Raw genomic sequence first — 553 nt, 5'->3', positions numbered from 1 at the left:
GAAATGGACCAAAGCAAGGACAAACCGCGGATCCAACGGTTACGCAAAACATTGACTTTACGCGGAACATTGTGACGGATAACGTAACTGGTAAGGAAGTTCAATCTGGTGGTGGTTACACCACGACTGATTGGAAGGCTACTGGAGATGACACAACGTGGGCACAAGTAGACTCACCAGCCATCGCCAGCTACACGCCAAGTCAAACCAGCGTTTCGGAATTAACGCCTACGGCGGACGCACCAAACACTGATGTGCATGTGGTTTACACGATTGGTGCTCAAAAGGCAACCATCAACATTAGTGATGAAACCGATGGTGACAAGAACCTTTGGAACGCCACAGAAACTGGTGATGCCGGATCAGCAGTCAGCTTTACGACCGCAGATGAACAATTAAAGCATTACTTGGCAAATGGTTACGCCTTATCAACGAACAAGACCAGTGATGCGACTGTAAATGGTTTCACGGCCGCTGATTACGACGTTGATAGTTCCGTTGACCAAGTCTTCAATGTTTACTTAATCCACACTTACACCAACCATGATAAGGA

General features: G+C 47.2%; 1 protein-coding gene. It reads left to right on the top strand.

Annotation, left to right across the window (positions count from 1 at the left end; all coding sequences use genetic code 11):
• On the top strand, positions 1 to 553 hold a 553-nt coding region (locus JX304_RS06140; protein WP_430544374.1), incomplete at both ends, for a mucin-binding protein.

The sequence above is a fragment of the Streptococcus parasanguinis genome (assembly GCF_901875555.1).
Classification (GTDB): domain Bacteria; phylum Bacillota; class Bacilli; order Lactobacillales; family Streptococcaceae; genus Streptococcus; species Streptococcus parasanguinis_H.
This window is presented reverse-complemented; position numbering and strand designations above follow the sequence as displayed.